This is a genomic window from Vibrio pectenicida (assembly GCA_024347015.1).
Classification (GTDB): Bacteria; Pseudomonadota; Gammaproteobacteria; order Enterobacterales; family Vibrionaceae; genus Vibrio; species Vibrio pectenicida.
Window position 1 is genome coordinate 503,337 of record AP024889.1, and the last position, 24,998, is coordinate 528,334.

21 protein-coding genes are annotated in these 24,998 nt (G+C 41.9%); 17 read left to right on the forward strand and 4 right to left on the reverse strand.

The window, feature by feature from the left end; genetic code table 11:
* Window positions 1–13: 13 nt before the first annotated feature.
* From OCV27_RS02400 to acpS, 10 genes are all read left to right on the forward strand, one after another.
* Window positions 14–634 carry an RseA family anti-sigma factor gene (locus OCV27_RS02400; RefSeq protein ID WP_125320248.1) on the forward strand — a complete coding sequence of 207 codons (621 nt, stop codon included), beginning with the start codon at window positions 14–16 and terminating at the stop codon, window positions 632–634.
* A complete protein-coding gene (rseB, locus tag OCV27_RS02405) occupies window positions 631–1,596 on the forward strand; it encodes a sigma-E factor regulatory protein RseB (RefSeq protein ID WP_125320247.1) in 966 nt (321 codons plus the stop codon). The genes OCV27_RS02400 and rseB overlap by 4 nt, the downstream gene beginning before the upstream one ends.
* Entirely contained in the window at window positions 1,593–2,063 is a 471-nt protein-coding gene (locus OCV27_RS02410; RefSeq protein ID WP_125320246.1) for a SoxR reducing system RseC family protein, read from the forward strand. Before rseB ends, OCV27_RS02410 begins: the two co-directional genes overlap by 4 nt.
* Before the next feature lie 105 nt (window positions 2,064–2,168).
* Window positions 2,169–3,962 (forward strand): translation elongation factor 4, encoded by a 1,794-nt coding sequence (lepA, locus tag OCV27_RS02415; RefSeq protein ID WP_125320245.1) that lies wholly within the window; start codon window positions 2,169–2,171, stop codon window positions 3,960–3,962.
* 85 nt (window positions 3,963–4,047) lie between these two features.
* A complete protein-coding gene (lepB, locus tag OCV27_RS02420) occupies window positions 4,048–4,944 on the forward strand; it encodes a signal peptidase I (RefSeq protein WP_125320244.1) in 897 nt (298 codons plus the stop codon).
* Window positions 4,945–4,959: 15 nt separating this feature from the next.
* Window positions 4,960–5,637: a ribonuclease III gene (rnc, locus tag OCV27_RS02425; RefSeq protein ID WP_125320243.1), complete on the forward strand. Its 678-nt coding sequence runs from the start codon at window positions 4,960–4,962 to the stop codon at window positions 5,635–5,637.
* Entirely contained in the window at window positions 5,630–6,604 is a 975-nt protein-coding gene (gene era, locus OCV27_RS02430) for a GTPase Era (RefSeq protein WP_125320242.1), read from the forward strand. The genes rnc and era overlap by 8 nt, the downstream gene beginning before the upstream one ends.
* Window positions 6,605–6,678: 74 nt before the next feature.
* Window positions 6,679–7,407: a DNA repair protein RecO gene (recO, locus tag OCV27_RS02435; protein WP_125320241.1), complete on the forward strand. Its 729-nt coding sequence runs from the start codon at window positions 6,679–6,681 to the stop codon at window positions 7,405–7,407.
* Window positions 7,404–8,135 carry a pyridoxine 5'-phosphate synthase gene (gene pdxJ, locus OCV27_RS02440; RefSeq protein ID WP_125320240.1) on the forward strand — a complete coding sequence of 244 codons (732 nt, stop codon included), beginning with the start codon at window positions 7,404–7,406 and terminating at the stop codon, window positions 8,133–8,135. The genes recO and pdxJ overlap by 4 nt, the downstream gene beginning before the upstream one ends.
* 5 nt (window positions 8,136–8,140) lie before the next feature.
* On the forward strand, window positions 8,141–8,524 hold the full coding sequence (acpS, locus tag OCV27_RS02445; RefSeq protein ID WP_125320239.1) for a holo-ACP synthase: 384 nt from the start codon (window positions 8,141–8,143) through the stop codon (window positions 8,522–8,524).
* Here the strand turns inward: acpS and barA are convergent.
* Complete coding sequence (barA, locus tag OCV27_RS02450; protein ID WP_125320238.1) at window positions 8,509–11,280, reverse strand: two-component sensor histidine kinase BarA; 2,772 nt, start codon at window positions 11,278–11,280, stop codon at window positions 8,509–8,511. The genes acpS and barA overlap by 16 nt on opposite strands.
* A 169-nt stretch (window positions 11,281–11,449) precedes the next feature.
* Here barA and rlmD point away from each other — a divergent pair, with 169 nt between their 5' ends.
* The 5 genes from rlmD (at window position 11,450) to eno (ending at window position 19,095) form a co-directional block, all read left to right on the forward strand.
* Window positions 11,450–12,769 (forward strand): 23S rRNA (uracil(1939)-C(5))-methyltransferase RlmD, encoded by a 1,320-nt coding sequence (gene rlmD, locus OCV27_RS02455; RefSeq protein WP_125320237.1) that lies wholly within the window; start codon window positions 11,450–11,452, stop codon window positions 12,767–12,769.
* Between the two features lie 66 nt (window positions 12,770–12,835).
* Complete coding sequence (gene relA, locus OCV27_RS02460; RefSeq protein ID WP_125320236.1) at window positions 12,836–15,055, forward strand: GTP diphosphokinase; 2,220 nt, start codon at window positions 12,836–12,838, stop codon at window positions 15,053–15,055.
* A gap of 67 nt (window positions 15,056–15,122) precedes the next feature.
* Entirely contained in the window at window positions 15,123–15,917 is a 795-nt protein-coding gene (gene mazG, locus OCV27_RS02465; protein WP_125320235.1) for a nucleoside triphosphate pyrophosphohydrolase, read from the forward strand.
* 162 nt (window positions 15,918–16,079) lie between these two features.
* Window positions 16,080–17,720, forward strand: coding sequence for a CTP synthase (locus OCV27_RS02470; RefSeq protein WP_125320234.1), 1,641 nt, complete (start codon window positions 16,080–16,082; stop codon window positions 17,718–17,720).
* Between the two features lie 76 nt (window positions 17,721–17,796).
* Window positions 17,797–19,095 (forward strand): phosphopyruvate hydratase, encoded by a 1,299-nt coding sequence (gene eno / locus OCV27_RS02475; RefSeq protein ID WP_125320233.1) that lies wholly within the window; start codon window positions 17,797–17,799, stop codon window positions 19,093–19,095.
* Window positions 19,096–19,181: 86 nt separating this feature from the next.
* Here the strand turns inward: eno and OCV27_RS02480 are convergent, their stop codons facing one another.
* The gene (locus OCV27_RS02480) at window positions 19,182–20,429 is read right to left on the reverse strand and encodes a multifunctional CCA addition/repair protein (RefSeq protein WP_125320232.1); all 1,248 of its coding nucleotides are present in this window, start codon (window positions 20,427–20,429) and stop codon (window positions 19,182–19,184) included.
* A gap of 90 nt (window positions 20,430–20,519) precedes the next feature.
* On the opposite strand from OCV27_RS02480, the gene OCV27_RS02485 reads away from it, so the two are divergent.
* Together OCV27_RS02485 and OCV27_RS02490 are read left to right on the forward strand one after the other, a co-directional pair.
* Entirely contained in the window at window positions 20,520–22,124 is a 1,605-nt protein-coding gene (locus tag OCV27_RS02485) for an ExeA family protein (protein ID WP_125320231.1), read from the forward strand.
* Window positions 22,124–22,876 (forward strand): general secretion pathway protein GspB, encoded by a 753-nt coding sequence (locus OCV27_RS02490; protein WP_125320230.1) that lies wholly within the window; start codon window positions 22,124–22,126, stop codon window positions 22,874–22,876. The genes OCV27_RS02485 and OCV27_RS02490 overlap by 1 nt, the downstream gene beginning before the upstream one ends.
* Before the next feature lie 56 nt (window positions 22,877–22,932).
* Here OCV27_RS02490 and OCV27_RS02495 read toward each other — a convergent pair whose 3' ends face one another.
* On the reverse strand, window positions 22,933–23,544 hold the full coding sequence (locus tag OCV27_RS02495) for a TIGR04211 family SH3 domain-containing protein (protein WP_125320229.1): 612 nt from the start codon (window positions 23,542–23,544) through the stop codon (window positions 22,933–22,935).
* Window positions 23,545–23,712: 168 nt separating this feature from the next.
* Window positions 23,713–24,972, reverse strand: a complete 1,260-nt coding sequence (locus OCV27_RS02500) for an inorganic phosphate transporter (RefSeq protein ID WP_125320228.1) — start codon at window positions 24,970–24,972, stop codon at window positions 23,713–23,715.
* Window positions 24,973–24,998 lie beyond the last annotated feature (26 nt).

The window sequence follows — 24,998 nt, forward strand, 5'->3', positions numbered from 1 at the left end:
AATGGTGAAAAGAATGGCTGACAAAGAGAAAATTTCAGCACTCATGGATGGAGAGTTGGTTGATAAAGCTTTAATTAGTGAATTAGAGCAAGACCAATCTAGCCTAAAAACATGGAACAATTACCATTTAATTGGTGATGCGATGCGAGGTGAAGCTCCGCAAAGACAAGAGTGGAATATAGCTGATAGCGTTGCACTTGCTCTGGAAGAAGAGAAAACACACTCTAAACTCTCTCTTGAGAATGTTACACAGATTAATTCCCCTTCTGAGCAACCACTCCCACTTAGAGCTCGTCGTGAACTACCCGCGTGGTTAAACCAATTTGGTCAGGTTGCAGTAGCGGCTTGTGTTTCGTTTGTGGTCATTCTTGGTGTGCAGCAATATGGAGGTAGTGAGCCTGGACAAGCTGATGTGGAACAGCTTCCAGTTTTGCAAACTATCCCATTTACCGGTAGTGCTGAGCCTGTGAGTTTAACTCGTAGCTCGGTTGAGCAGTCTACACCAACGAGTACAACCAATGTTCAGGAACAGCGGCGTCGCATTAATGCAATGTTGCAAGACTACGAATTGCAGCTGCGTTTAAATAGCGAAGTCTCTGGTCATAACGATAATCCAAAAACGGTAGTTGAATGAATAAAATCCTGACCAGTGTACTAGCACTGTTCAGTTTGAGTTCGCCACTCGCCTTTGCAGAAGAAAAAACTGCAGAGGCGTTGTTGCATCAAATGAACGAGGCCAGTCAACACCTTAACTATGAGCTTTCTTATATTCTGGTTAAGAAAAATAGCATCGAGCCTCTTTTGTATCGCCATGCCCGAAATAATGGTCAGCAACTGGCCCACCTTGTTTATCTCAGTGGGCCTGCTCGAGAGGTAATAAGACGTGGTGATGAGGTTAGTTATATTGAACCTGGTGTTGAGCCGTTTACTATAGAGTCTGGTAATATTGTTGCTCCTACTATCCCTCTTTTGAATAGTAATATTGAAGATTTGAGTAAGTTTTATGATTTTATTCAGGTCGGCCGTGCTCGAGAAGCAGGAGCAGCTTGTCAAGTATTGAGGGTTGCATCAAAAGATGGCCTTCGCTATTCGTATATTTTATGGGTCGATGAGCAAACCAAGTTGCCACTTAGGGCTGATTTAGTTGACCGAGATGGTGAAGTCCTTGAGCAATATCGAACTATATCTTACAGCGTTAATGACACTATTTCTGAGGTGCTAAGTACACTTAATACGGTTAAATTGCCTGGTGTTCTGTCTTTGCCCAAAGGTGAATTAGAGAAAAGTTTTTGGACAGTTGATTGGATACCAAATGGCTTTGAATCAACAGAACTTAATCGTTACAGAATGGGAAGTAGTGACCGAATGGTCGAAACTCAGATGTTTAGTGATGGGTTATTTAGCTTTTCTGTGTATGTGTCAGAGAGTGATAATTATTCTTTAAAAGGCCAGTTAGTACGTCAAGGGCGACGAACGCTCCATAGCTATGTTAAAGGCAATAAGGAAATATCTGTAGTGGGTGATATTCCCCCAGCAACGGCGAAGCGTATTGCTCAGTCGGTGACGATTCATAAACAAGTGAGTACTACGCAGTGATGACTGCGTTAGCAACAGTCGCTTCAGTTAAGCCAAACTCCGGTGGTTATACTGTAGATTTAAGCTGCGATCAGCAAACGAGCTGCTCTAATTGCTCATCACAAAAAGGATGTGGAACAGGGATAGTGTCTAAGGCTATAGGCAGTAAATCATTATATTGGCAACTTGATACAATCCAGTACGTTAAAAAGGGGCAGATTGTAGAAATTGGTTTGCCAGAGAGAGATGTTTTGCAATCTGCGACCCTAGTTTATCTAGTGCCTTTATTTGCTATGATGCTTGGCGCATTGGGTGGCCAGTGGTTACTGAGCCCTATTTTCGGCCCTGGGGAGGGGGTTGTCATATTGACTTCGGCTCTTTCTACTCTAGTTGGAATATATTGCGCTAAACGGTTGGTTATTAAACTTGAATTCCGTTCATCACGAGGTGTCAAATTGCTTCGTGTGCTAGGTGAGCCAATTAGCTAGTGCGTATTGTCTAGAAATTGGTTAGAATCTGCCAACTTTATTGAAGCGCTGCTGTAATGTGGCCTTTTTATGTCCCTATATTTAAGAGTTTAGTCACACCAAATCATGAAGCACATTCGTAACTTTTCGATAATCGCCCACATCGACCATGGTAAGTCGACCCTATCCGACCGTTTGATCCAAGACTGTGGAGGATTGAGTGTCCGTGAAATGGCATCTCAAGTACTTGACTCAATGGATTTAGAGCGCGAACGTGGTATTACTATTAAATCCCAGAGTGTGACCCTAAATTACACAGCTAAAGATGGTGAGACTTATCAACTCAACTTTATCGATACACCGGGACATGTAGATTTTGCCTACGAGGTCTCTCGCTCACTTGCTGCTTGTGAAGGTGCATTATTGGTTGTTGATGCAGGGCAAGGCGTTGAAGCTCAGACCTTAGCTAACTGCTACACAGCGATTGAAATGGACCTTGAAGTGGTTCCTATTTTGAACAAAATTGATTTGCCAGCAGCAGACCCTGAGCGTGTTGCTGAGGAGATTGAAGAAATTGTCGGCATCGATGCGATGGAAGCAACCCGATGTTCTGCAAAGACTGGACTGGGTATCGAAGATGTACTTGAAAATATTGTCTCTGCAATTCCAGCGCCTGAAGGTGATGAGGATGCGCCATTACAAGCATTGATCATTGACTCTTGGTTTGATAACTATTTAGGTGTTGTTTCCTTAGTTCGCATTAAAAATGGTTCGCTGAAGAAGAACGATAAAATTAAGGTGATGAGCACAGGGCAGGTGTGGGGGGTAGATCGTTTAGGCATCTTTACACCAAAGCAAGAGGATACAACACAGCTTAATACTGGTGAAGTTGGTTGGGTAGTGTGTGGTATCAAAGATATTCTTGGTGCTCCTGTTGGAGATACGCTGACGCTTGCTAAGCATGGTTGTGAAGAGGCTTTACCAGGTTTTAAAAAAGTTAAACCACAGGTTTACGCGGGTCTTTTCCCTGTATCCTCAGATGATTACGAAAACTTTCGTGATGCTTTGGGTAAACTAAGCCTCAATGATGCTTCTTTATTTTATGAACCTGAAAGTTCAGCAGCTCTGGGTTTTGGTTTTCGCTGTGGCTTCCTTGGAATGCTGCATATGGAAATCATCCAAGAGCGACTTGAACGTGAATATGATTTAGACCTAATTACCACAGCCCCAACGGTAGTTTATGAAGTTGAACAAACAGATGGTGAGCTACTGCACGTAGATAGCCCGGCAAAACTTCCAGCGATCAACGATATTGAAGAAATTCGTGAACCTATTGCGCGTTGTAATATTCTTGTGCCTTCAGATTACTTGGGTAATGTAATTACTTTGTGTGTAGAGAAACGTGGAACTCAGGTAGATATGGTTTACCACGGAAATCAGGTTGCTGTAACGTATGATATTCCAATGGCTGAAGTTGTGCTTGATTTCTTTGACCGCTTGAAATCGACATCTCGTGGTTATGCTTCATTGGACTACAACTTTCAGCGTTTTGAAGCATCAGATATGGTTCGTGTCGATGTATTGCTTAATGGCGACAAAGTTGATGCTCTCGCTTTAATTACGCACAAAGATCATTCGCAAACTCGTGGTCGTCAGTTGGTGGAGAAAATGAAAGAATTTATTCCTCGCCAGATGTTTGATATCGCTATTCAAGCAGCGATTGGTAATCATATTATTGCACGCTCTACAGTTAAACAATTGCGCAAAAACGTGATTGCAAAATGTTACGGCGGTGATGTGAGTCGTAAGAAAAAACTATTGAAGAAGCAGAAAGAAGGTAAAAAGCGTATGAAGCAGATCGGAAATGTGGAACTGCCTCAAGAAGCCTTCCTTGCTATTCTGCATGTTGGTAAAGATTAGGTTTTAGTTTCTGATAAACTAACCTATTGCTAAGTGAAAGAGTTACGGCTCTTTCACTTTCGTGTTTATGAGATAAGGGAAGTCAATGGCGAATACATTTTCATTAATCCTAGTTATTGTCACTTTAGTAACCGGTATTGTTTGGGTGCTGGAGAAGTTGCTGTTTGCTAAAAAACGCTATGCACAGCTTGCGACTATTGAAGAACAAACTCAAGAACTTGATGCAGCAGTGACTGAAAAGGTGGTTAAACAGCCATGGTGGATCGAAAACTGTGTATCTATTTTTCCTGTTATCGCGGTAGTTCTTGTACTGCGCTCATTTATATATGAGCCATTTCAGATCCCTTCTGGTTCTATGAAGCCGACGTTGTTGGTTGGAGACTTTATCTTGGTTGAAAAATACGCTTATGGTTTAAAAGACCCTGTATGGCGCAATCAATTAGTTGAAGTTGGAAAACCTGAACGTGGTGATGTGATGGTATTTAAATATCCGCCGCAACCAAGCATTGATTATATTAAACGTGTTGTGGGCCTACCTGGCGATCTTATTCGTTACAGTGGTGATAAACAGATATGTATTCAAAAGGCAGACACGTCAGTGTGCGAGCCTGTTAAATTGTTTAACGTCGAAGAAAGTGACTTTATTGACCGAGGTGTTCAGCAGATTCAAATGACGGAACAATTAGGAAGTATGGCACACAATATTTTGGTCAATCCGCTAGCTCGTAATCCTGTTGAGCAGTATTACCCACGTAGTGGCACTACAGAGTGGGTGGTACCACAAGGGCAGTATTTTGTGATGGGTGATAACAGGGACAATAGTGCTGACAGTCGTTTTTGGGGCTTTGTCCCTGAAGCAAATTTGGTAGGAAAGGCCGTTGCTATATGGATAAGCTTTGAGTTTGAGCGCGATACCGATAGTATTTTGCCCTCATGGATCCCGACTGGTGTGCGTTTTAACCGCATCGGTGGTATTAACTAAATTTATCGAGAGAGCATGAATTCTCCCATATCTAAATTAGAGAAAAAGCTTGGTTATCATTTTAATGATGCTGAGTTTATCCATTTAGCACTGACTCATCGCAGTGCGCATGGAAAACATAACGAGCGTCTAGAGTTTCTGGGCGATTCAATTTTAAGTTTTGTTATTGCTGATGATCTTTATCACCGTTTCCCTGACATTAATGAAGGGGATATGAGTCGCATGAGAGCAACATTAGTTCGTGGGAATACTCTGGCGGAATTAGGCAGAGAGTTTGAACTTGGAGATTACTTAAAATTAGGCCCTGGAGAGTTAAAAAGTGGTGGTTTTCGCCGCGATTCGATACTCGCTGATGTCGTTGAAGCCATTATTGGAGCCATTTATCTCGATAGTGATATTGAAGTGGCCCGTAGAATTATTCTTAGTTGGTATCTCCAGCGTCTTGAGGCTATTCAACCTGGTATCTCTCAAAAAGATCCTAAAACTCGTTTGCAGGAATTCTTGCAAGGGCGAAGAAAACCGCTACCTGTTTATACAGTGACTAATATTAAAGGTGAAGCACATAATCAGCAGTTTACTGTATCGTGTGAAGTAGCAGGCATAGGGACGTCTGTTGTTGGTAAAGGTACCAGTCGCCGCAAGGCAGAACAAGCGGCTGCTGAAATAGCACTAGAGCAACTTAGCAATGACTGATTCATCAGACAAAAATGATTTTGATATCGATACATTTTTTTCATCGAGTGGCGAAAAAAGCGCACCAGACAACCAATATTGTGGTTTCATTGCAATAGTTGGTCGCCCTAATGTGGGTAAGTCCACTCTTTTGAACCGAATTCTCGGACAAAAAATTTCGATAACTTCTCGCAAGCCGCAAACGACACGTCATCGGATTATGGGTGTTGATACCCAAGGTGATTATCAAGCGATTTATGTTGATACACCAGGCTTGCATATCGAGGAAAAGCGTGCAATTAACCGCCTTATGAACCGAGCTGCTAACTCATCACTTAGCGATGTTAATTTAGTGTTTTTTCTCGTCGATGGGACTCATTGGACAAAAGATGATGAGATGGTTTTGACTAAGTTACAAAAGTCGAATTTCCCGGTTGTATTGTGTATTAATAAAGTCGATAACGTCCAAGACCGAAATGATGTAATGCTCCATATGATGGAAGTATCAAAAAGGATGGACTTTGTTGATGTAGTCCCTATTTCTGCTAAACAAGGTAAGAATATTGATGTGTTACGCAATCATGTTCGTGAGCATTTACCTAAAGCCACTCATCATTTTCCAGAAGAATATGTGACGGATCGTTCGCAGAGATTTATGGCGTCTGAGATTGTTCGAGAGAAGCTAATGAGGTTTACTGGTGAAGAGTTACCTTACTCAGTCACTGTTGAGGTTGAGCGTTTTGATTATAATCTAGCAACCGATGGTTTCCATATTAATGCTCTTATCCTAGTTGAGCGCCATGGCCAGAAAAAGATGGTGATCGGCAAAGGCGGTGAAAAAATTAAGACAATAGGGCGTGAAGCTCGCCTAGATATGGAAGAGCTGTTTGGTCGTAAGGTGTATTTGGAAACTTGGGTTAAGGTTAAATCAGGCTGGGCTGATGATGAACGTGCTCTGCGCTCTTTGGGGTATATTGACGACCTTTGACCTTAGTAGAGTTTTATTGTTCTCGCACAACACCATAAGGGGCTGTGGCTCCTTATCTTTTTTGGGCACTAAATATGGTTGCAGAAGGCTTACAGCGCTGTTTTGTGCTTCATAGACGTCCTTATAGTGAGTCAAGTCTGATTCTCGATGTGTTTAGTGAGGAATACGGGCGATTAGCTCTGATGTCAAAAGGAGCAAGAAGTAAGCGATCTCATCTTAAAGGCGCTTTGCAGCCTTTCACTCCTTTACTGCTAAAGTGGTACGGCAAAGGTTCAATGAAGACACTTCGTCAAGCTGAGCCGATTAGTCTTGGGTTACCTCTCTCTGGGCTCACTCTATATTCAGCAATGTATGTTAATGAATTGCTTGCTAGAGTTTTGATGGCTGAAGTACCCATGCCAGCTCTGTTTCATGATTACCTTAATACCCTCACTGAACTTGCTCAATGTGATAACCCTGAACCTGCTTTGAGGCGTTTTGAATTAGCATTGCTGTCTGCAATGGGATATGGAGTCGATTTTTTGCATTGTGCTGGAACTGGTAAGCTTATTGAAGCTGAAATGACATATCGTTACCGAGAACAAAAAGGTTTTATAGCTTCAGTTCGAAAAGACAATCTCACCTTTTTAGGTAATGAGTTAATTGCTATCAGCGAGCGTAGGTTTATTACAAAAGAGCAACTAAACGCGGCAAAACGCTTTACACGAGTGGCATTAAAGCCGTATCTTGGGGGCAAGCCATTAAAAAGTAGGGAGTTATTTATGAAAATCTTAACTCCTCAATCACGGAGTATTGGAAAATGAGTTCTATTTATCTGGGTGTTAATATCGATCATATTGCGACGCTGCGTAACGCTCGTGGTACTAAGTATCCGGATCCTATTCATGCTGCTGAAGTTGCTGAACGTGCAGGAGCCGACGGTATTACTATCCACCTTAGAGAAGATCGTCGTCATATCAAAGATCGTGATGTGCGTATTTTACGTGAAACGATCCAGACTCGTATGAATCTTGAAATGGCAGTGACTGAAGAAATGGTTGATATTGCACTCAAAACTCAGCCAGAATATGTTTGCTTAGTGCCTGAAAAACGTGAAGAACTTACGACTGAAGGTGGGCTAGATGTCGCGGGCCATCTCGAGAAAATAAAACATACTACAAAAGCCTTGAGTGAGGCTGGGATCAAGGTATCTTTGTTCATTGATGCAGATAGAGAACAAATTGATGCAGCTAAGGCTTGTGGTGCGCCATACATAGAACTTCATACGGGGCATTACGCTGATGCCGAGAATGATGATGACCAGCAAGATGAACTGAAAAAAATTGCAGCTGGCGCAAGTTATGCTGCTGATTTGGGGATGATCGTTAATGCAGGGCATGGTTTGACATATCATAACGTTGCTCCGATTGCTGCGATCCCAGAAATCCATGAACTTAATATTGGACACTCCATTATAGGTCGAGCTGCTTTTGATGGTCTTCACAAAGCGGTTGCTGATATGAAAGTTCTTATGGTTGAAGCGCGTAAGTAGTTACGATGGCAATTGTAGGTTTAGGGACAGATATCGCAGAAATAGAGCGAGTTGAAAAAGCACTTGTTCGATCTGGTGATAGTTTTGCGCAACGAATTCTAACAGAGCAAGAATTGGAGCGATTTCATTCTATGAAACAGCAGGCTCGATTTCTGGCTAAGCGCTTTGCTGCTAAAGAAGCAGCTTCAAAAGCTCTGGGTACAGGTATAGCTCAAGGAGTGACATTCCACGACTTTAGTATTACTAATGATCAATACGGCGCGCCATATTTGTCGTTGTCTGGCAAAGCATCTGAAATTGCTAAAATGAAACAGGTTGAGCATATCCACCTATCTATTTCAGATGAGCGTCATTATACCGTTGCAACTGTTATCTATGAGTCTAAATAAGGTGTTGAGTTCTCGATAACCTTTTCCATTTCATCTTGTAGCTCAAATAATTCTGGCTCTAGTTCCAAAATACTGGAACCGGAATTAAGAGCCTTCTCTATAGTTGAACAGACTTTTTTAAGTCGAGGTACGCCACAATAAGCACTGCTACCATGTAGCTTGTGGATATAATGAAGTAACTTTTCTCTGTCATAATCTTTTCGTTCCATGGCTGTTTCAACCACCACACTCACCTCTGGGATATAGTCAATCAGCATTTGTAACATATCTCGTGCAAGATCAGTTTTATTTGCCGATTGTTTTAACGCTACTTGCCAATCAATAATAAGGCTGTTGTTTTCCGTTGAATGTAATAAAGAGGGTACTTGCATATCTGGATCAGGCCGCTCTTTATTAAGACTGTTGGTATCTGGATTCCAGTGTGTTAATACTTGCTGAAGCACATGCTCTTCAATGGGCTTGGTTAAGTAATCGTCCATACCTGCACCAAGCAACCTGTCTCGCTCTCCGCTCATTGCATGTGCTGTGACAGCAATAACAGGAGTTTTTGCATTGTATTGTGTACTTTTGATTTTGTGGCATGCCGTCACCCCATCCATATGAGGCATCTGAATATCCATGAAGATAATATCAAATCGCCGTTCTTCGGCTTGGCTAACAGCATTTAAGCCATTGGTAGAGGTGATGACTGTCTCGACTCTTTCTTGCAGTAATGCACTGATAAGTTTTAGATTGGCTGGGTTATCATCGACAGCCATAACAATGAGAGGTAGCTTTTCACTGTATATAGGTTTGAACTCGATAATGGGGAGTGTTTCTTGGTTGGTCGCTAAAATCTGTAATAGTTTCCGACGTGAAAGTGGCTTGGTAATGCAATGAACATCATGGGTCTGGATTAGATGGTCTGATAATGCTAGAGCTGTACTGGGTATACCTACCACTAGGTGAGATGTGCATTGCTTAGCGTATTTCACCCATTGCTCTACTTGCTCTAGCTGATTGGGTTTGTTTGGTGCTAAATTAAGTATAATGTAGTCATAGTGGCTTGAGTCATCTGGGAGCGATGCTCGGTAGGTGACGATCAAGCCTTCTTGAACAAGAACCTGCTGAATTACTGAAGCTGCCTGCATATTAGACTCTATCAGAAGCAATGTTCGTTGTTTCAGCGATTGAGTTTCTACTAGTTCATTGACTGGCATTTCTGTTGAATGAAGTTTGAGGGTAAACCAAAAGGTTGATCCTTGGTGGAGTCTACTCGTTAGACTAATCTCTCCTCCCATCTGACCAACAAGTTTTTGTGTGATGACCAAGCCTAATCCGGTACCGCCATAACGACGAGAGATACTCGCATCCGCTTGACTAAATGCTTGAAACAGTTGAGCTTGTTGCCGTTCTGAAATGCCAATTCCGGTATCACGAACCATAAACTGTAATTCGATAATATCATCTTTTTGTGAGCGCATTTCAACACTGATATCTATGTTACCGCGTTCGGTGAATTTGATAGAATTACCAACTAAATTAGTTAGTACTTGTTGAATTCGCAGTGGGTCGCCTACCACGCCTGTAGGGATTTTAGAATCAACTTTAAGTGTTACTTCAAGCCCTTTTTCGTGGGCACTTGTAGCTTGTAAACTGACCACCTCTTCTAGTGTTTCTTGAAAATCAAACGGAATATTTTCTAGAGCGAGTTTACCCGCTTCAAGTTTAGAAAAATCAAGGATATCATTAATAATGCTTAATAGATTATTGGCTGATTTTTCAATGGTTTGTAGATAGTCGGTTTGATTGTTGGTCAATTTGGTTTTGAGCATTTGGCGAGTGAAACCAATCACACCATTGAGAGGCGTTCGAAGCTCATGTGACATGTTAGCCAAAAATTCAGATTTTACTCGAGCTGCTTCTTGAGCTCTTTTTTTGGCAATATCCAATTCAACATTCTGGATCTCTAGCTGCTCCAAGGTTTCTCTAAGATCCGAAGTGGCTTGATCTATACTATGCTGCATTTCTACATGGTATTCCGATAGGGACACTGCCATAGCATTAATACCATTTTTTAATGTGTCTAATTCACCGTGCATTTTGCCTTCAATCCTAACATCTAGGTGGCCGCGGCGAATTCGATCTACCATATTTTTCATATGCGAAATAGGTCGAGTGGCATCGTGCATTAAGCGGTGAGCAAAGATTGCTGATAATCCAAGCCCCGAAATTAGAACTAGGAAGGCCGAGAAAACCTCTTGATATTGCTGAAGTCTTAAAGAAGACAGATCAAGTTCTATGGCAATATAACCTAATGCAGAGTTACTGTTTTGACCTTTGGCTGCAGAAAGTAGTCCTGATTCTGCGACGATGGGAGCTCGTAAAATTAGAGTGTTCCCCTGTAAGTCAGACGTTACGAGCAACGGAATTGATTCATTACGAGGGAATGTCAGAGATTCAAAGTTAGGGTGAAAGTTAGATGTTACAAACAAATCATGGTTGTAATCGAAAACGGCTATACTACGAACGAATTTAGAATTCTTACGATGAGCATAGCTAATAATTCTTCGTACAGCTTCACGACTGTTGTTTTTCAATCCCTCCTCACTGGCAATTGCAAGGGGCTCAACAATACTTAACCCCGAGTTGATAACTTGTTTTTCAAGATCATGGTAGCGATTAAAAGAGAAAAATGCGCTCAATAGCAGGCCAATGATTAAGGTAGGTGCAAGTGTGAGAGTAATAACGCGGGCGCGTAAGCCATATCTAGTCATTATTGTCTAAACATCGTGGTATGGATGTGGGAAAATAACTTCCAAGTAAAAAGAAGCCATCGAATACTTAAGCATAATCAACTCGTTCGGCTCCGACAATCATTCAGGTACGAAAAGGTGATACTTGGATAGTAATACAGAACAATAGCACAAGGCAAAGAACAGAGTTATGGCGCGTTTCTTCCAACCGAAAAAGAAAACTCAACTGAATACGAAACATCAGTTATTGACCATTGACAAGCTTGATCATTATGGAGCAGGTATTGCGTACCAAAAAGGTAAGCCTGTTTTTGTTGAGGGGGCATTACCAGGAGAGCAAATATTAGCACAGCTTACTGAGAGCAAAAGCAAGTATTCTCGTGCATCATTAATTAAAGTGCAAAGTCCGAGCAAGCAACGTATTGAACCATTTTGCCCTCATTATAATGAATGTGGTGGCTGTAATATGCAGCATCTGAGCAATCAGGATCAACAAGAATACAAGCAACAAACCTTAAGCCAGCTAATGAGTAAATTTGCAGGGAAAAGACTTGAATTGGATGCGCCAATTGTCGGCCCAAGCCAAGGTTATCGTAGACGAACTAGATTTAGCGTGATGCAGGACAGGAAAACTCGTCAACTCAAATTTGGTTTTCGTAAAAAGCACAGTAAGGACATTGTTACTCTGACGCATTGTCCGATTCTAGTTCCTGAACTGGATGTTTTGTTACCAGACTTATACCAATTGTTGCAGACATTTTCTCATCCAGAATGTATCGGTCATGTTGAATTGGTGAAAGCTGACAATGCTTGTATTTTGGTTTTACGCCATACCAAGTCTTTATCGCCTAAAGATCAGCAAACTTTGCTTGATTTTGTTCGAAGTAAGCAAGTGACTTTGTACCTGATGCCAAATAGTGATGATATGGTGCTTGAATATGGTAAATCAGGGATCTATCAAGAGATTGGATTGACCATTCCATTTGAACCCAATAATTTCATTCAGGTAAATCGAGATGTCAATGCCCTGATGGTTGCACAAGCACTTGATTGGCTAGATTTGTCTTCCCAAGACAGTGTATTGGATTTGTTTTGCGGGTTAGGGAATTTTAGTTTGCCGATTGCAAAGCAAGTTAAATCATTGATTGGTATCGAAGGAGTTGATGAGATGGTTGATAAAGCCATTCATAACGCTGAGGTGAACCAGATTAATAATGCGACATTTTTTCAGGAAAATTTGGAACAAGATGTGTCAGGTCAGCCCTGGGCTAGTCAGAAATTTGATAAGATATTGCTTGATCCTGCCAGAGCGGGAGCCAGTGGAATTGTAGAACAAGTCTCTTCTTTGGGAGCAACAAGGGTGGTTTATGTTTCTTGTAATCCTGCTACTCTAGCGCGAGACTCTCGCAGTCTACTTAGCCAAGGTTATGAGTTAAAACGACTTGGGATGTTAGACATGTTTCCCCATACGAGTCATCTAGAATCCATGGCCTTATTTATTAAAGAATGATAAGAACTTACCTCGTTGAGAGCAGTCTTACCCTACGAAAATAGAAAGTAAAACAGGACAAAGATAATGGTTGCGGTACGAAGTGCACACTTGAATCAAGATGAGCAGTTTGAGTTAGATACTTGGGTCTCGAGTTTAAAACAAGATACCAAAGTGGCAAAACGCCTCAAAGAGGTATACCTACACTGCGAAACTATTTTGGCTGACAAGGAGCAAAAAGCCTTGTTATTGTGGCGTGGCCGGGAAATGATCGAGATCCTGACGACACTTTCTATGGACAAGGCCACGTTAGTTTCTGCATTGCTGTTCCCACTGGTATCAAGTGGCGCTTATGAACGTGAGGCTTTAGAAGAAGATTTTGGTAAAGAAACCATCAAGTTGATTGATGGTGTGGAAGAAATGGCAGCCCTTGGACAACTGAATGTCACGATAGAAGGGACTGCTGCTTCAGCTCAGGTTGATAATGTTCGTCGAATGTTACTTGCCATGGTTGATGACTTCCGCTGTGTAATCATTAAATTGGCTGAGCGAATCTGTAACTTGATTGAGGTTAAAAAGGCACCTAATGAAGTTCGATGTGCGGCAGCTAAAGAATGTACCAATATATACGCTCCTCTTGCTAATCGTTTAGGTATTGGTCAGCTTAAGTGGGAGATTGAAGATTACGCGTTTCGTTATCAGCAACCTGATACGTATAAGCAAATCGCAAAGCAGCTCTCTGAGCGCCGCATCGTACGTGAACAGTACATCAAAGACTTTGTTGACGATTTATCCAATGAAATCAATGTGTCAGGGATCAATGCTGAAGTAAGTGGTCGGCCCAAGCATATTTACAGTATTTGGCGCAAAATGCAGAAAAAAAGCTTGGCATTTGACGAACTTTTTGATGTTCGTGCAGTACGGATCATTGCTGATAAACTTCAAGATTGTTATGCGGCATTAGGTGTTGTTCATACTAAACACAAACATTTACCCGGCGAATTTGACGATTATGTTGCTAACCCAAAGCCTAATGGATATCAATCAATACATACTGTCATTCTAGGCCCTGAAGGCAAGACGATTGAGATTCAGATCCGCACAAAAGACATGCATGAAGACTCAGAACTTGGTGTTGCAGCTCACTGGAAATACAAAGAAGGTGGTGGCGGACGCAGTGGTTATGATGAAAAAATCACTTGGCTACGTAAGCTGCTTGATTGGCAAGAAGAAATGTCAGATTCTGGCGAGATGCTTGATGAAGTTCGCAGCCAGGTTTTCGATGACCGTGTATATGCATTTACACCTCGTGGTGATGTGGTTGATTTACCAATGGGAGCGACTCCGCTTGACTTTGCATACCATATTCATTCCGAAGTGGGTCATCGTTGTATTGGCGCTAAGGTTGCTGGCCGTATAGTTCCTTTCACTCATAAACTCACCATGGGTGACCAGGTCGAGATTATTACTTCTAAGGAGCCTAACCCTTCTCGTGATTGGTTAAATCCATCAATGGGCTTTGTGACTTCTGGACGGGCTCGGGCGAAAATTAATGCTTGGTTTCGTAAACAATCGCGAGAGAAAAATTTAGAGGCAGGTAGAGAAATCCTCGAATCTGAGTTAAATAAAATAGGTGCATCGCTGAAAGACGCTGAGAAATACGCACTTAAGCGATTTAATATAAATAGTGCAGATGAGCTTTTTGTTGGTATTGGTAGCGGCGATTTGCGTATTAACCAGATTGTCAATCATATAAATGCCCTCGTTAATAAGCCTACAGCTGAAGAAGAAGATCAACAGGCGCTTGAAAAACTTAAGGAAGCGGAAAACAAATCTCCAGCTTTGAGTCGGCCTAAAAAAGATGCAGTAGTAGTGGAAGGCGTTGATAATCTTATGACGCATTTAGCACGCTGTTGTCAGCCTATTCCCGGTGATGAAATTGCAGGTTATATCACTCAAGGTCGGGGGATCTCGGTTCATCGATCAGATTGTGAGCAACTTGAAGAGCTTCGTCATCATGCACCAGAAAGAATCATAGATACAGTATGGGGAAGTGGCCATGTTGGTTCATACATATTGACTGTACGTGTTGAGGCAATGGAGCGCGGTGGGCTGCTGAAAGATATCACCACATTATTTTCTAATGAAAAAATAAAGGTGACTAGTATGAAGAGCCGAGTTGATTACCGTAGCCAGTTGTCAATTATGGACTTTGATCTTGAAGTGACCAATGTTGAGGTATTATCACGTTTATCCAAGCGTGTAGAACAAATCAAAGATGTCATGTCTGTTAAGAGATTAGGTTAACCCGCCCGCGGTTAATAAAAGGTGAGTGGTTAATACCACTCACCTTTTTGTTTAGAGGAATATAATAATGAGTCACCCGATAGAGCAGTTAGAACAAATCATGACTATGTTGCGTGATCCTCAACAGGGATGTCCATGGGATTTGCAACAAACTTTCGATACAATTGTGCCTCACACCATAGAAGAAACTTACGAAGTTGTTGACGCTATCCACAATCGAGATTGGGATAATCTGCAGGAAGAGTTAGGTGATTTGTTGTTTCAGGTGATTTTCTACAGTCAATTAGCTAAAGAACAGGGGTTATTTGAGTTTTCTGATGTGGTGGATGATGTAAACCAAAAACTAACTCGCCGCCATCCACATGTTTTTTCGGGCGTTGAATTTTCAAGTGAAGATGAGATTTCAGATAATTGGGAAGCGGAAAAAGCCAAAGAAAAGGCAAAAAAAGGCAGCGCTGAACAAAGTATTCTAGATTCTGTACCAAACGCATTACCTGCGTTATCGCGAGCGAATAAAATTCAAAAGAAGTGTGCTCGTTATGGGTTTGATTGGGACTCTTTAGGGCCAGTTGTGGACAAAGTTCGTGAAGAAATTGACGAAGTGATGGACGAAGTGCTTCAGGTATCACCGAATCAAGATAAAATAGAACTAGAGCTGGGGGATTTATTATTTGCAGTGGTGAATTTAAGTCGTCATTTAGATAAGGATCCAGAATCTGCTTTGAGTAAAGCAAATTTAAAGTTTGTGCGACGGTTTAAGGCAATTGAGTTTGTTATTGCAGGGCAAGGTAAGCTGTTGAAAGATTTTGATTTAGAGCAGCTTGATAACTTATGGGATTATGTTAAGCGACAAGAGTCTTAGCCTAAGCTAGCGAAAATTGAACCATTCGAATTTGATTTGAAACAAAAAAGAAAAAATGACAGTGTGATAGATTTCACGTTGTGGCGATAAGGGTCTTCTGGTATATTTATCCCCCGTCCAGAAGAAATCTATTTCCCTCATTCAACCAATTTCAGGTTAAACATGACGACAAATTACATTTTTGTTACTGGCGGGGTTGTATCCTCTCTAGGTAAAGGTATTGCAGCAGCATCTCTAGCAGCTATTCTCGAAGCTCGTGGTCTTAAAGTGACTATGATGAAGCTTGATCCGTATATTAACGTTGATCCAGGCACAATGAGCCCAACTCAGCACGGTGAAGTATTTGTGACTGAAGATGGTGCAGAAACAGATCTAGACCTTGGTCACTATGAGCGTTTCATTCGTACCAAGATGACTAAACGCAACAACTTCACTGCTGGTCGTGTTTATGCTGATGTTTTACGTAAAGAACGTCGTGGCGATTATTTAGGCGCAACTATTCAGGTTATCCCTCATATTACCAATGCTATCAAAGATCGTGTTATCGCAGGCTCAGAAGGTCATGATGTGGCTATCGTTGAAGTCGGTGGCACTGTCGGTGATATAGAATCTTTGCCATTTATGGAAGCTATTCGTCAGTTAGCGGTTGAATTGGGTCGAGAACGTGCGATGTTTATGCATTTGACATTGGTTCCATACCTTGCGGCAGCAGGTGAAGTGAAAACGAAACCTACTCAGCACTCAGTTAAAGAATTGCTCTCTATTGGTATCCAGCCTGATATTTTGGTGTGCCGCAGCGATCGTGTGATCCCAGCAAATGAGCGCAAGAAGATTGCTTTATTTTGTAATGTGCCAGAGAAAGCGGTCATCTCAATGAAAGATGTTGACTCTATCTATAAGATCCCTCAATTAATTAAGTCTCAAGGACTTGATGATCTTGTATGTGCACGTTTTGGTATCACAGCAAATGAAGCTAATCTCTCTGAATGGGAGCAGGTTATTTACGAAGAAGCTAACCCTACTGGTGATGTAACTATTGGGATGGTTGGTAAATACATTGAGCTACCTGATGCATACAAGTCGGTTAATGAAGCTTTGAAACACGCAGGTTTGAAAAACCGCCTTAATGTTACTATCAAGTACGTAGATTCTCAGGATGTGGAGAGCAAAGGTGAAGAAGCATTAGCAGGTCTTGATGCTATTCTAGTTCCTGGTGGTTTTGGAGACCGTGGTATTGAAGGTAAGATTCTCGCGGTTCAGTATGCTCGTGAAAATAGTGTACCGTATTTGGGAATTTGCCTTGGAATGCAGGTTGCTTTGATCGAGTATGCTCGTAATGTTGCTGGCCTTGAAGGTGCGCATTCGACAGAGTTTAACAAAGAGACGAAATACCCAGTCGTTGGATTGATCACTGAATGGGTTGACGATGAAGGTAAAGTTGAAGAACGCACTGAAAGTTCAGATCTAGGTGGAACAATGCGTCTAGGTTCTCAGCTATGTCACTTGGAGAAGGGTACCAAAGCACGAGATATGTACGGTAGTGCTACCATACATGAGCGTCATCGCCATCGCTACGAGGTAAATAATGTACTTCGACCTAAAATTGAAAAAGCTGGTTTGAAAGTATCTGGTTTGTCTGCGGATAAGAAATTGGTCGAGATGATTGAGAATCCCGCCCATCCATGGTTTGTAGCTGCTCAATTTCATCCAGAATTTACCTCAACACCACGAGACGGTCACCCATTATTCGCAGGCTTTGTTAAAGCCGCAGGGCAATTTTCTCGTGGTGAATTTGAGAAGTAAAAGGATACAGGTGGTCGCGTAATTGTGCGGTTGCCTTATAAGTTTGACATTCATATTTGAACGAGAGGAATCATCAATGTCTAAGATCGTTAAAGTTCTAGGTCGTGAAATTATCGACTCACGTGGCAACCCAACTGTAGAAGCTGAAGTTCACCTAGAAGGTGGATACGTTGGTATGGCTGCGGCTCCTTCTGGTGCTTCAACGGGTTCACGCGAGGCACTTGAACTCCGTGATGGTGATAAAGCACGTTTCTTAGGTAAAGGTGTTCTTAAAGCTATTGGAGCAGTAAATGGAGCGATTGCAGAAGCTCTAGTGGGTAAAGACGCGAAAGATCAAGCAGCAGTTGATGCTGTAATGATTGACCTTGACGGCACTGAAAATAAGTCTAACTTTGGTGCCAATGCTATCCTAGCTGTATCTCTTGCTAATGCAAAAGCAGCAGCTGCAGCAAAAGGTATGCCTCTGTTTGAGCACATTGCTGAGCTTAATGGTACTCAAGGTCAATTTTCTATGCCTCTACCTATGATGAACATCATCAATGGTGGTGAGCATGCAGATAACAACGTTGATATTCAAGAGTTTATGATTCAACCTGTTGGTGCTAAAACGTTGAAAGAAGGTCTACGTATCGGCGCAGAAGTATTCCACAACCTAGCTAAAGTACTGAAAGCGAAAGGTATGAGTACGGCCGTTGGTGATGAAGGTGGTTTTGCACCTAACTTAGAATCTAACGCAGCGGCTCTTGCAGCAATCAAAGAAGCGGTTGAACTAGCGGGTTACGAGCTTGGTAAAGACGTTACACTAGCGATGGACTGTGCTGCATCTGAGTTTTATGACAAAGAAGCGGGTAACTACAACATGAAAGGTGAAGGTGAAATCTTCTCTTCTGAAGAGTTTAACCACTACCTAGCTGGTCTAGTTGAGGAATACCCAATCGTTTCTATCGAAGATGGTCTAGATGAATCTGACTGGGATGGCTTCAAGCACCAGACTGAACTATTAGGTAACAAGATCCAACTGGTTGGTGATGACCTATTTGTAACCAACACGAAGATCCTTGCTGAAGGTATCGCAAAAGGCGTTGCTAACTCGATCCTCATCAAATTTAACCAGATTGGTTCTCTAACTGAGACGCTAGCAGCAATCAAAATGGCTAAAGATGCTGGTTATACAGCGGTTATTTCTCATCGTAGTGGTGAAACTGAAGACGCTACTATTGCTGATTTAGCAGTTGGTACGGCAGCTGGCCAAATCAAAACGGGTTCTATGAGCCGCTCTGACCGTGTTGCGAAATATAATCAGTTAATCCGTATCGAAGAAGCTCTCGGTGCACGTGCACCTTACAATGGTATTAAAGAAGTTAAAGGTCAGTAATTGATTGATACCTAAATGATTTTAATAAAATCGCCTCTTGGTTAGAGGCGATTTATTATTGTTATTATTCAGTTCGATGCATTGATCTATGAGCTTAATGGGTTATCCTTAGGCCGTTTTTTACGCAGGCTTCTAATAGCCTCTATCCTTCGTTTTTCCATTTCTTCTCGAATCGCTCCGCCTTGAAACCCATCTTTAATAATTTCCTGAACATTAATAGATAAGGCAGCTTGATAGGCTTGTTCAAAAAAGATTTTCTGAGGGTAATCGACCTTTTCATATCCAGTACGTCCACGACTATCTGCCATGCAAGCAAGTAACACTTCTTCTAATCGTTCTGGCTTACGCCAAACATCAAAGCTATTAAGTACTTTTAGTACTGTTTCTGCTCTTAACTCTTGCGCACGATGCACGTTTGAATGTTGTTTACAGACAATTAAAGCTAAATCTCGATATTCATTAGGTACTCGAATCCGGTCACATAATCGCTTGATAATGTCTTGGCCAGTATGACAGTGCTTTTTATGACTAGGCCACTCAGTTATTGGAGTGATTCCCTTACCTAGATCATGCATTTGTGCGGCGAAGCGAACTTTGGTTGATTGCGTCAAAAGTGCGATTTGTTTGGCAACTAATATATTATGGATACCCGTGTCTATTTCAGGGTGCCATTTTTCTGGTTGAGGGACCCCAAACAAGCAGTCGAGTTCTGGAAGAATGATTTTTAGTGCTCCACAGTCACGAAGTGATGATAAGAAAACTTGTGGATCTTGAGTAGAAAGAGATTTATGCCACTCTTGCCATACACGCTCAGCGGTTAAATGCTCAAGCTCTTTGGACATGACAATCTGCTTCATTAAATCTTGGGTTTCATCAGCAATGTTAAAGCCGAGATGATGAAGTTTGGCAGCAAAACGAGCGACTCTAAGGACACGCAGAGGATCTTCGATAAAGGCGCTAGAGACATGCCTTAGAGTGCGATTGTTGAGATCTGCTTGACCTCCATAGGGGTCGATTAGCCTACCTTTACTGTCTTGCGCCATAGCATTGATGGTGAGATCGCGACGCAGAAGATCTTCTTCGATAGTGACGTCAGGTGCGAAATAACAATTAAACCCTTTATACCCAGACCCTGTCTTTCTTTCTGTTCTTGCCAGGGCATATTCTTGTTTGGTCTTGGGGTGTAAAAAAACAGGGAAATCTTTGCCGACAGCTACAAATCCCTTTTTGACTAAAATGTCAGGAGTAGCACCAACAACAACCCAATCTTGGTCATGGACTTCAATGTTGAGTAATCTATCGCGCACCGCGCCACCAACTAGAAATATTTGCACAGGTATCCCTCTTATATTCGGATATTTGCATTGGCTATTAGTGCTAGCAATGTTACTTTTCTTATCAGCAAATTCCCAGAGATGAGAGACATGTATAAGAAACATTTTGGATTTACAGAGCTGCCTTTTTCGATAGTGCCAAGCTCTCGTTTTCTATTCCAAAGCCAACGACATAAAGAAGCCTTGTTTCGTTTGCAAGCGGGTCTTGGAGAAGGTGGAGGATTTGCTATGCTGTCTGGTGAAGTTGGCACAGGGAAAACCACTTTAGTCAGAACTTTACTCAAATCTCTGGATAGTGATACTCAGACTGGCCTTATCCTTAATCCTACCTTTTCAAGCATAGAGCTGCTTGAAGCGATCTGCGATGAGTTTTCAATTGATTACCACTCGGGTGCCACACTTAAACAATTTAACCAACAGATTCATGAATTTCTACTCAATAGTTACTCTAATGGTATGCAAACTTTATTGGTGATTGATGAGGCTCAGCATCTTTCTGCCGAAGTGCTTGAGCAATTGAGGTTATTAACTAACTTAGAAACGGATAATCAGAAACTATTACAAGTATTGCTTGTTGGACAACCTGAACTTCAGCAGAGACTAAAAATGCCTCAGTTGCGTCAACTAGCACAACGTATTACGGGTCGGTACCATTTATTACCTTTAGATGTTAAAGAAGCAACGCTTTATATTCGTTATCGTTTAGAGTTGGCTGGTGGAGATAGCGGTTTATTTTCGTCTAAGTCATTAAAACTTATCTCACAACACTCTTTTGGTATTCCGCGCTTAATTAATCTAATTTGTGATGCAGCCTTAAAGCAAGCCTATAGGATTGGGGAAGCTCTTCCAAGTCATTCCAGTGTTGAAGTTGCTTGCCAGGACATTATGAGTTTTCAAACATCATATCTGCCTGTTGAGTCAGTTCCTCTAATCTCAAGCAGGCTAAAAGCCAGTGCTGTGGGAGTAATATTAACAGTGGTAAGTTATTGGGCTGCGCCTCAGTTGGCAGATAGCTTGATTCATCAGCATATTGTTGAAAAGTATCCTCCTCAGACAGTCACCATGGTTGAAGAGAAAGTCTTCCCATCTCAATTAAGGTACACACTATCGCAGTCTGAGAATTTTCAGCAGGCAATGGAAGTGCTTTATCGTGTATGGGGGATTAAGGCATCTGTCGTTGAACGATTGTGCCGGCAAGGAGATCAAGGTGCCTTTCGATGTGTTCAGTCACATGGCATGCTTTCCGCATTGAGGGAAGCAAATGTACCAGTACTATTGGCTCTAAATAGTGATGGGCGGAAGAGTTATGCAGTCTTGTATAAGTTAGATGATGAAATGGCTCAATTATTGTTGGCTGAGCAGAGAGTTGAGCTGCCGATTGATGAACTAATAAGTTTATGGGGAGGGGAGTATTATCAAATTTGGCAAGGTTATTGGCATCAGACGTTTAAGCCTAAAATGTCTGGGCCTGCGATTTATGAATTGAATAGGCGGTTGTCAAAAACATTAGGCGAGCCAGAAGCAGATAATGATTTTTACGGTAATGAATTGATACGTAAAATTAAATTATTTCAACAATGGCAAGGTTTAAATGTTGACGGTATCGCTGGGAAAAAAACGTTGCAGCGTTTAGAAAAACTCTCTCAGGATAAAGCACCTTCACTTAGTAAGTTAGAGTCAGAGGGAGAGGTATAATGTCGAAAGTATTACAAGCGTTAGATCATTCAGAGCAGCATCATCAGACATTCAAGATATTGGAATATGGGCAACCAACGATAAGTAAATCAGTGCAGCGTAAAGTTCCGAATTGGCTACTTTTAACCTTCGTTTGTACTCCAGCATTTTTCGGGGGAGTAGCGGGTATTTATCATAGCTACAATGAGCAATTGGCCGCATGGAAAATATCTAATCAGCCTCCATCACAAGTGCAGCAAGTTTCATTTCAATACTATACTCTAAATTATCCATCATTTGGCACTCTTCGAGAGACCTATGATTTTGCGCCACCAGAAAATATTAGACTTGAGCCGTCCGCACTGATATCTAATACCATTTCTCCTCAGCAAGAAGAAAAGGCAATAGTCCCTATAGAAAATGATAGTTTGATTGAAAACTTAGACTTGTCTGGGTTATCTCCTGAGCTTGCGCTGCGCGTTGAATCTGTACTCGACAATCGGGAAGCATCTAGCCAAAGCAACAGCGATGCGTCTGATCTGGTACTTAATAGCCGTGAATGGGAGGGTAAGCTTCCGCCTCTTAACTTTCAGACTCATGTTTATTCAAGCAACCCAGACAAACGTTGGGCTAAGATAAATGGCACTGAATATCGGGAGGGGGATTGGATAGGTGATGATATTCAGCTACAGAATATAGAGTCACAGTATAGTGTTATATCCTTCAATGGCTCAGAAATTCAGGTTCCGGCATTATATGATTGGCAGGGATAAAAAAGGTCGCGTATGCGACCTTTTCAAATCCTAATCAACTCAGAGCACAGAGAATTTTATGCCCAACCTGAGGGCGAACGTTTTCTACGTGGAATAATGTGAGGTAGGATAAGGCCAAACAACAAGCCGATACCAGCGACGCCCCCTCCGTACATAAAGTACTTAAGCAATAAGTCGTCTTTTTGCGTATCTAATTTAGCTCTTAGGTTTCGTACTTCTTCCTGTGATGCCGTTAATTGCTGGCTAATTTCGCCATGGCTTTTTTCTAGATCAGCGATTTGACGGTTTCGATTCTCTAAAGACCCGGCTAAGCCCGCTTTTTCTTGATCGGCATTAGAACGTGCGTTGGCGAGTTTCGCTTTCACATCAGACAATTCTTTTTCAATTTTAGGCAAGCGTAGCGCCATGCTCTCACGAGTGGTGACAAAGCGGCTTTCAACCCAACCTTTACGGCCTTTACTGTCTTGAACTTGGGTATACCCAGTCTCTTTATCTGCGGCTAGGTAAGTAACCCTATCACCCGCATCGACACTGCCGATAATTCGGAATTGGTTACTCGGACCTGCATGCATGTAGGTAAATAAGTTATCTGCGATATAACGGTTTTTAGCTAAGGCGGCGGGTACAACCAATATTGAAGCTAAAACCAAGCAAACCAGTTTTTTCACGATCAATCCTTTAACAGTTTTTTCTATCACTTTCTGGGTCAACAGCCCCTAATACCAAATAGTAAGTAGTTTCAGACGCTACTGCAACCAAGAAGGGAAGCTAAGCCTCCCTTTCTGTGGATTTGAGTCAATAATGACCGTGAGTTAACACATCATTGACCTTATTGATTAAGTAAACACTGCTTGAATTATATAGAAGAATATAACTGCAAGTAGTGCGCCTGCGGGAAGAGTAACTATCCATGAAGCTACGATGTTTCGCACCACACCTAGGTTTAATGCCGCAATACCACGCGCAAAACCAACACCTAATACAGCACCGACAAGTGTTTGAGTAGTGGAAATAGGAAGTCCTGTACCAGAAGCAAGAACTACGGTACATGCAGTGGCAAGCTGGGCGGCAAAACCACGGCTTGGTGTTAGCTCAGTGATGCCAGTACCAACAGTGGCCATCACTTTGTGCCCTAGGGTTGCTAAGCCAACAATTATACCTAAACCTCCAAGAGGCAAAATCCACCATGCAATTGTACTTTTATCTGTAATTTCGCCCATATGTTCAATTGTAGAGGCTACTGCTGAAAGGGGACCAATTGCGTTTGCCACATCATTTGAACCATGGGCAAATGCCATCGCACAGGCTGTGATAACCATGAGAACGCTGAATATACCTTCCACGCCAGCAAATCCATGATCATCTTCACGGCTGGAGAATTTTTTCTGAATATAAAGGTATCCACCCACCATGACTATGGTAGAAATTATTGCCGCACATACCCAAGCTTCACTATTAGAAAGGTGAAGCCCGACATGTTTTAAACCTTTTTTAATTGTAACTAGTGCAATCACCATGGTGGTGATGAACATGTATACGGGGACAAAACGTTTGGCGTTAAATAGTGGCTTCTCAGTATCAAAAATCAGCCGCTGTGCACTAACAAAAATAACGTAAGCGAAGAAACCAGAGATAATTGGCGTAATAATCCAGCTACCTACGATTCCCTTGACCGAAGCCCAATCAACGGCTTCTGTACCCACTGAAACACAGGCAAAACCGATAATGGCGCCTATTATGGAGTGAGTTGTGGAAACGGGCCATCCCATATAAGAAGCAAGCAGTAGCCAAGAGCCTGCAGCAAGTAGTGCCGACATCATGCCAAAGACAAGGACATCTGGCTGACTGGCAAAGAGTGATGTTTCAATTACACCTTTACGAATGGTGTCTGTAACTTCACCACCAGCAAGGTAAGCTCCCGCAAATTCAAAAATCATTGCGATAATGATCGCTTGTTTTACGGTTAATGCTTTAGAACCTACTGATGTTCCCATCGCATTGGCAACATCATTTGCACCAATACCAATCGCCATCATAAAGCCAAAAATGGCCGCAATAATAATCAGGACAGTGCCGTAATTCGCAAGGATATCCATCGTAATACCTAGTTGTTGATAACAAG